Source organism: Kitasatospora sp. NPDC059803 (genome assembly GCF_042732255.1).
Taxonomy (GTDB): Bacteria; Actinomycetota; Actinomycetes; order Streptomycetales; family Streptomycetaceae; genus Kitasatospora.
On record NZ_JBHWIJ010000248.1, the window covers coordinates 1 to 7,992 of the forward strand.

Here is a 7,992-nt window from a genome sequence, read left to right on the forward strand (position 1 = left end):
GCGCAGTGGCGGGGCGGCTGCGCTGGTGGGTGGGTGGACTGTCGTCCTGGAACGTGGTCCGGGGCGATGATCGGCCGCCGCTTGCCTACCGGTATCCGTCCGAAGATCAGAAGGGCGACCAGCCGCTCCAGTTGCCGGAGAGGTTGTTACGGGAGTTGACCCACTGCCTGCCGTCGGTGCCGATCGCCGAGATGGTGTAGCTGTCGGGGTTGGCCCACGTGCGGACGGCCGGTGTGGTGACCTGGAAGTGTCCCCCCATGCTCTTCCAGTCGCTCAGCCATGTCCCGTTCATCCCGTTCCAGCGGGTCCAGACCGCCCCGTCCGTGCCGATGACGAACACTTCGTCCTGGCCCTGGGGCAGGTGCAGCCATGCCTCGCCGTGGTTGGGGTCGTCCGAGGCACAGTAGAAGTCCCCGCCCCAGACGGAGTGGCAGATGCCGACCGTCGCCGTGCCCGCCTCCGCCGGGGCCGCCGCGAACGCGAGCGATCCCGAGACCGCCGCGGCCACCATCAGTGCCTTGATCCTGCTCCTCATGATCTGTCTCCTTCTCGCCGCCCCCGATGGGCCCGGGTGGTGGCATGTGTGGAACATGACATGGCCATTGGTGCTGTCGGGCGGCTCGGCCTGGGCTGTTCGAGCAATCGGCCGGGGCGCGCCTCACGCATCCTCACAATGGCGGCGGGGTCATGACAATCCCAGATTTCTGGGATGTCGATCGACGCTTCCTGCGCTGCACGTTTCGCCGGTGGAGTAGCGCGGGTGGTCGTCGGCCGTCGACCACCCGCGCCCTCACACTCACCGAGGAGACGACGTCGAATGACGCACGCGCTCGGTCGGTGCTACTTGGAGTCGACCCGGCCGAGCGGGTCGGCTTCGGCCGCCAGCGCCTCGCATGCCGTCTGCCAGGCGGGGTCGCCGGGGTGGAGTGCGGTGCGCAGGTAGGCCCAGGTGAGCCGTTGGAGCAGCGCGACCCGTGCGGGGTTCTCGTCCGTGGTCTCGGCGACGTCGTATCCGGAGATCCCGCCGAGTCCGTGCTCCGCGTCGAACAGGGTGAGCAGCGACTTGGGGCCGGGGGAGAGGGTGTACGGATCGGTGTGCCAGTCCGGGCCCCGGACCGTCAGGTGGGCGGAGGCGTCCTTGTCCCCGGCGACCACGAGCGTGGGCGTCGTCATCCGGGAGAAGTCCGGGGTCGAGAGGAAGGGGTAGTTCTCGGCCACCTGCGGGGTGAGGTCGTCGCCTCCCCTGCCGGGTGCGGCCAGGAGGACGCCCGCCGTGATCCGGGGCTCGGCCAGGTTCACGGTCATCCCGTCGTCGGGGTCGGTGAGCCGGGCGCCGAGCAGCAGGCTCGCGGTGTGCCCGCCCATCGAGTGTCCGGCGACGGCGACCCTGCCGTGGTCCAGGCGTCCGAGGAGCTGGGGGACGGCGGCCTCGATCGCGTCGAGCCGGTCGAGGATGTGCGTCATGTCCTCGGCCCGGGACCGCCAGTACATGGGGGCCCCGGGGGTGTCGGGGGCGAGGTCCAGCGTCGTCGAGCTGAGGTGGGTGGGCTGGATCACGGCGAAGCCGTGCGCGGCCCAGAAGTTGACGAGGGGGGCGTAGCCGTTCAGCGAGGAGAGGTGGTTCGAGTGGCCCTGGCCGTGGGAGAGGAGGACGACCGGCAGGTCGGTCCCGGTCAGTGGGGCGGAGACCCGCACCTCCAGGTCCACGGCCCGGCCGGGCACCGGCAGGACGACCGGACTGACGGAGAGGACGGGGACGGGGGCGGGCGGGCCGAAGGTGTCGGCCGGGTGCGTCGATTCACTCATGGTGCGCATGTCCCTTCGGGGGCCTTTCCCGGTCGGGCCTGAGCGGCCGGCGTCGGGCGAGGCGGTCGGGAGCGTCCGGTTTCGGCTATGCTGAAACCGGAACCTTGTTCCACTTACTATACGGAACATCGTTCCGCTTAGTCAACGGCCAACGGCCAATGGTCATCGGCTGTCGGCTGTCGGCTGTCGGAAGGAGAACGTCGTGTCCACTGCGGGCCAGTCCAGGGAGACCCAGCCAGGGGAGACCCCGCCCGGGGAGTCGCCGGCGAGGGGAAGGCGGGCCGACGCGCAGCGCAACCGGCAGACGCTGCTGGCCGCCGCCGCCGAGGTGTTCGTCTCCTCCGGCGTCGACGCGCCGATCCGCGAGATCGCGGCCGGGGCGGGCGTCGGAACGGGGACGATCTACCGCCACTTCCCGACCCGCGCGGATCTCGTCGTCGCCGTCTACCGCCACCAGGTCGAGGCCTGCGCCGAAGCCGGCCCGGCCCTGCTCGCCGAGGCCGACTCCCCGTTCGCGGCACTTCGCCAATGGGTCGACCTCTTCGTCGACTTCCTGGTCACCAAGCACGGACTCGCCAACGCGCTGCAGTCGGACGGCAGCGGCTTCGACGCGCTGCACGCCTACTTCCTCGACCGCCTGGTGCCCGTCTGCGCACAGCTGCTCGCCGCCGCGGCCGAGGCCGGCGAGATCAGGCCCGGAACGCAGGCCTACGAACTGATGCGCGGCATCGGCAACCTCTGCGCCGGCCGCGACGGGGACCCCCGCTACGACCCCCGCCGCCTGGTCGACCTGCTCCTCCAGGGTCTCCAGCGACCCCCGTCACGCTGACGCGCGAGGGGTCCAAACGAGCGGTCCCGTGGTGGGGCGCACCCGGAGAACGTCGCTACCAGGCTGCCGTCGCGAGTGACCGAGTCGCGCGACGCCCCCGGACTGCGACACGAGATTAGCTGCACGTGCCACGAGCAGCGGCTCCTCTTTCTGCGCCATCTGTCCACCGGTGCACTGCTGGCCATCAGCGAGGCTGACGAACAGTGCGAGGGCCGCCTCAGCTTCTTCGACGTCCGTGGCCTGGTGTCCTGCCCACTGTGCATGGACGTCGACTCCATCGCCACCTGCGAGTTCGGCTTTGCCCGCCTCATTGCCCACGAGATCGACCACCTCGACTTTTGCTGCAGGGAGCGGGCGCTGTCGAAGCCGACCGCAAGCTCCGCCGAGCTGTTGGACGCAGTTCTTTTCGCGTCATGGAACGTTAGTTCGATCGCCATCGCTGACGTGGGCATCAAGCGAAGGGGTGAGCCTCCAAAACCTGGGATGAGCAGCGAAGTTGGATCACCGAGGCAAGGAGATCCGGTGTGCAGCCGGCCCGGAGCGGTAACAGCTACAGAGAAACGCCTGCGGTGGAGCCTGGCCCTGTCTCACACTTGATCGCAGGGCATCGGAAAGGGAGAGTTCGTGGAGCGAAACGGGACTGAGTTGGCCGAGGCGCTCATGGCTGTTCGGGCAGGTCTGGTCGCTGCTCAGCAAGAAGGAGACGGGTCTGCCATCCGGTTCAAGGTCAAAGAAGTGACCTTGGATCTAGGGATTGAACTACGGTCGAGTGGGACAGCGTCGGGTGGTGTGAAGGCGTTCGTGGTCTCCACGGAAGCGAAGGGTGAATGGTCGAAGTCCCGAACTCACCGGTTGACGATCAACTTTGAGGTCGATGGCTCGGACAACGTGCTGATCGGTGGGAGTGCCTCCGACTTCGGGGAGACGGTTGGCGAGAGCCTCTTCGAGTAGCCGGGGTAGGCGGTGGGGGCTGCGAGTTGGCCGAGAACGGTGGAAGTTCTCGGCGCCCATGGTGGATGTGGGTCGGGCACCTTGGTCGCCCCCGGTTTGGTGCTGACAGCGTTGCATGTTGTCTCTCGGACCTGTGGGGGCCAGGTCTCGTCGGACGCGCGGATACGGGTGCGCGTGCTGCGTGACCGACAGGAGCATCTGGTTGAGGTCGTATGGGTCGGCGACCGGGAACTGGATGCGGTGCTCCTACGTGCGGACCCTAGCCAGCTTGGCCGGGGTCTGGCGCCCGTGAGGTGGGGCGAGCTAACGTGCCCGAGCCCAGATGTCCGTCCAGAATGCTCGGCCGTCGGGTTTCCACAGGCCATGCGGCGAACAACTGCCCGTCCGGACGGCAGTCGTGCAGTGGTGCACGACAGCCGTCAAGTCGTGGGTCACGTCAGTGCCGTGACCGGTCTGAACGCATCCAAGTACGATATGGACGTCTCCAACGCCCACCCAGCCCAGGCAAGCGGAGACAACGGCTGGAGCGGTTTGTCAGGGGCAGGTCTGTTCTGTCACGAGATCCTGATCGGTGTGGTGGAGGCGGTACCGCCAGCCTGGCGAGGCCAAACATTGTGGGTTCTGCCTGTGCGACGTCTCCTGGCACTTGCCGACTTCACATCCGTGATAACCGAGCACGCCGGCGTTGCACCTCAGCTGGAGTCAGCTGACCAGAGTCCGCTCTTCCATGAGGCGCCCGTTCCTCGCTTGTCGCCGTCGTATCTCCTCTCACCGCAGGCCGAGGTTGTGCCGTTCACGGGCATGCAAGAGGAGATCGCCGCTCTAACCTCCTGGTGTACCAGTAGTCGTGTTGTGGACGTGGCCGTGGTTTTCGGCCCGGGAGGTGTGGGAAAGACACGGCTGGCTACCGAGTTGATTCGGCGGATAACCCGGCGACGTTCACCGTGGACGGCTGGGTTTCTGTCCGATGTACAGCGAGCGAGCTCGGCGCTGGACGCGTTGAAGACGAACCTTCGGCCGCTTCTGCTGGTTCTCGACTACGCTGAGACTCGGATGGATCAAGTCGAGGAGGTACTACGACTCTTCGCTGGATCGCGCCACGCCTTCGACAAGGTGCGGGTGCTGCTGCTTGCGAGACCCACTAACCGTTGGTGGACGGACCTCGAGATGGAGTGGCGGGGTTCCCCGGTGATGGAGCAGGGCACTGAAGTGCGGCTGACTCCGGCATCGGTGCATCAAGGCGTCGGCACTGTCCGTAACTTCGAAGTCGCAACCCAGGCCTTCCGCCAACGTATTGCGCACCTTTCAGGACTCGACGGATCGCTGGCGGACTGGGATGAGCCCAGCGTGACCGAGGTGCCGGACGCGTCAAGCAATGAGCATGTGGTCAAGGCAGCCGAAGAGGTCGTTGTCTCCATCCACATGGCCGCTCTCGCTCAGGTACTGGAGGATACTGAGTTTCCCGCCGCCGACACAGTCCGCCCGGTCGATGTCTTGCTGGCCCATGAGAGCCGATATTGGAGGCACAGCGCTCGCGCACATGGCCTGGAGAATCTCTTTTCCACCCAGCGCGACTTGCTCCGTCAACTGGTAGCTGTGCAGCGCATCACTGGTGCCGAGAAGCGTCGGGACGCGTTGAACGCTGTCATGGCAGCCCTTCGCTTCCACGACCGTGACTTTGGCACGCCACAGCTACCGGACCGCGAAAGAATCCGTCGTATCGAGCAGATGCTCGCCGACCTGTACCCGGCGACAGATGGTGCCCGTTGGGGAACGATGAGTCCGGATATTCTGGCCGCGGAACTCATTGCCCAGGCAGACCGTGACAGCGACAACGAGCTCATTACTCATATCCTCCCCGATGCTGATCTTTCCACTACCCAGCAGCACAGGGCTCTGACCGTCCTGGCGCGAGCGAGCACACATCAGCCTGCCCTTACCGGCAGCATCGTTCGTGCCGTCACTGTTGCGGCAGACGTCCTTCTCTCCACAGCCGTCGATGTCACCGCCGAGCTTCCCTCGACCGACGCAGCCGCCTGGCTGACTGCTCTGAAGTCCGCCGCAGCAGAGAGGGAAGACACCAGTGGGCAGGAAGTCGTCGCTCAGCTCGGGCGCATTGACGACTTGTTGGACCAACTGGTGCGGTCCACAAGCCCGGCCATGGAGCAGGTCGATGCCCAGCCCATCGACTCCGGACCCGAGTCTGGGTCCTCCGGCAGGCCGTCAGATCGCACCACCGCGCCTCCCATGGTGGACGGTGTTCACCCCAGCACCAACCTGACAGGAAATGACCACACCCAGTCGTCGACGTCCCCCGGCCGTTCCCCTTCGTCTTCAGCGAGGAGGGCACACCAGCCACCTGAATTGGCGATTTACCTCCCCGCTCAGGCTTTCCCAGGCGCCCACAACCCCGTGCCTGCCCGCTTCCGCTTCACGAGTGGCGCTTTCATCGACGGCGGCAGGCAGCAACGGCTGGACCGTGCACTGGGGCTCCTCACTGAGGAGGCACGTCGGTCTGGAAGCCCTCTCCCGGCGATCAACACGATTCTTCTCGGCGTGGACGGCACAATCGATCTGAACCTCGCAGTCGCCGCTCCGGCCATTCCCCCGTTCCACTCAGACGGCCGCAACGCCGTTTGGCGCTGCGGCGGTGACCGCACCCTGCTGCTCGATAGTGGGACGAGTTCTTCGTTGCATGCCTACCCCGCGCTGGTACACCTTGGCTGGAGGCCTGATGGAACGGTCGCATTGGCGGATCTCGAGCAAGTCAGACTCATCCACATCGATGGGCCTCACTCGCAGGTCCAAAATATTCTCGGTGAACTGGCCTTCGAGCTAGAGGCCCGGCCCCGTGACAGCCGACCACATGTTCATGTCTCTGGGATCCCTGAGGACCTGCACTCCGCTAGTCGCTCCACGTCGCACGAAAGCCTTGAGGCTACGCTCGGGGCTGCCCGTGCCCATGCTGCCCAGGTCCGCTCCGAACTTCAGAGTCTGGGCCTTAAACATCCTCGCGACGCTCGACTGCGCGACGCTTCGAACGACCTGTGGAGGCCGAGAATCCTTCTTGCCTGTCACCAAATCAGCGTTGACACTGCCAAAGAGCTCAAGTCCATCTTTGATGCCCGCCCCTTAGCCTGCCTTGGCGTCGTAACCAGTGCTCCACCGCCAGGTGATGGTCCTGTTGCCAGATGGACTATCACTATCGACCCTTCGGCCGCAGCCTCCAAGCGTGTGAGCGCTGCAGAGCGCGACCTCTGATGTCATACAGCGTGTTATGGCATAGTTTCGGACTGCAAACCGGAGGATTAGGTCACCTCGCGAAGAACTCAGACACGGCTCCCTCCGAAGCCGCGATCCTTAGACCGCCGCCGTATTTCGGATTAAGAGGGGACTGGCATGGCGATGTTCGGCCGTTTCACCAACGAACATGGCAAGCGCGGTGCCGACGAACTCGCGCTGCTGCGGACCGAGTTTGGTCAGGAGCTGCGCGCCGGCCTGGCCGAAATCCGCAGGCTTCAGGCCGACCTTCGGCAGCAGCTCGGAGCCAGCTTGGACACTGGCATGCAAGATCTCCGCGACGACTTGCGCGAACTCCGCCGCGAGCTCAACGATGCCCACAAGAGCATCACCGAAGCTCGCCGCGAATCGGAGTCCCTTCGCCTCGAGCTTGAGACGGCACGTCGCGAAGCGGCTGAAGTGCGGGCAGAAGTCGATGACGAGCCGGCGGAGCGCTCCGGCGAGCCCGCGGTCGCAGTCGGTCTCGAGACGGTTGCCACGCCTGCCGCGTCCGTTCTAGCTTCGTGCGAGGAAGCGCTGGGCTCATCCGCCCTCGCGCCCGAGAGCCGGGCCCTGTCATCGGTCGAACACGAGGCACTGGATGCTGTGCTTGAAAAAGCCGCTGGCGTCAGCGCGGCAGACCTGATCTGTCATCGCGACGCATGGGCGTTCATTGTGGAGCAGGCCGCACGGAACGCCCACTTCCGTGTTCCCGGGCTGGCCGCAGACGGCGACGACGAGCAAACAGTTGTGACGCTCTCCGGACGGACGTTGATCGCCATTCTCAGCGCCCTTTACACAACCCAGCACTTGGACACGACATCACGCGAGGACCGGGCGCTCGCCTCGACGTACTACAGGCGAATCACCTCTGTTATCAACAATGCGCTGCCTTTGCAGAGTGCTGCTACCAGGACACGCATTGTTGTTGATGATCGTCCCCCATCCACCATCGACAGCGCTAGTTGTTGATCACTGCTGTGACCTGCCAGGTTCCCCTGTGACCTCGCTATCGCTGGTCACTGGGATCTGCAGGTTGCGGGGGATGGGAGGAGTGTCCCCTACCCCCCCCCCCCGATAGGGGCGGGGGGCCCCCCCAAGCGGTGGGGGCGAGGGGGGGGTGGAGT

At 65.7% G+C, this 7,992-nt stretch carries 7 protein-coding genes; 5 read left to right on the forward strand and 2 right to left on the reverse strand.

Annotated features, from left to right (window positions below; all coding sequences use genetic code 11):
* Window positions 1–106: 106 nt before the first annotated feature.
* Complete coding sequence (locus ACFV6I_RS30085; protein WP_380345889.1) at window positions 107–535, reverse strand: hypothetical protein; 429 nt, start codon at window positions 533–535, stop codon at window positions 107–109.
* Between the two features lie 305 nt (window positions 536–840).
* Entirely contained in the window at window positions 841–1,806 is a 966-nt protein-coding gene (locus tag ACFV6I_RS30090; RefSeq protein ID WP_380428668.1) for an alpha/beta hydrolase family protein, read from the reverse strand.
* Window positions 1,807–2,113: 307 nt separating this feature from the next.
* On the opposite strand from ACFV6I_RS30090, the gene ACFV6I_RS30095 reads away from it, so the two are divergent.
* From ACFV6I_RS30095 to ACFV6I_RS30115, 5 genes are all read left to right on the forward strand, one after another.
* Window positions 2,114–2,635, forward strand: coding sequence for a TetR/AcrR family transcriptional regulator (locus tag ACFV6I_RS30095; RefSeq protein ID WP_380428682.1), 522 nt, complete (start codon window positions 2,114–2,116; stop codon window positions 2,633–2,635).
* A gap of 75 nt (window positions 2,636–2,710) precedes the next feature.
* Complete coding sequence (locus ACFV6I_RS30100) at window positions 2,711–3,232, forward strand: hypothetical protein (protein WP_380428670.1); 522 nt, start codon at window positions 2,711–2,713, stop codon at window positions 3,230–3,232.
* Between the two features lie 27 nt (window positions 3,233–3,259).
* On the forward strand, window positions 3,260–3,586 hold the full coding sequence (locus tag ACFV6I_RS30105) for a trypco2 family protein (RefSeq protein ID WP_380428672.1): 327 nt from the start codon (window positions 3,260–3,262) through the stop codon (window positions 3,584–3,586).
* 12 nt (window positions 3,587–3,598) lie between these two features.
* Window positions 3,599–6,847, forward strand: coding sequence for a trypsin-like peptidase domain-containing protein (locus tag ACFV6I_RS30110; protein ID WP_380428673.1), 3,249 nt, complete (start codon window positions 3,599–3,601; stop codon window positions 6,845–6,847).
* A gap of 138 nt (window positions 6,848–6,985) precedes the next feature.
* The gene (locus ACFV6I_RS30115; RefSeq protein ID WP_380428675.1) at window positions 6,986–7,837 is read left to right on the forward strand and encodes a hypothetical protein; all 852 of its coding nucleotides are present in this window, start codon (window positions 6,986–6,988) and stop codon (window positions 7,835–7,837) included.
* The last annotated feature ends 155 nt before the right edge of the window (window positions 7,838–7,992 follow it).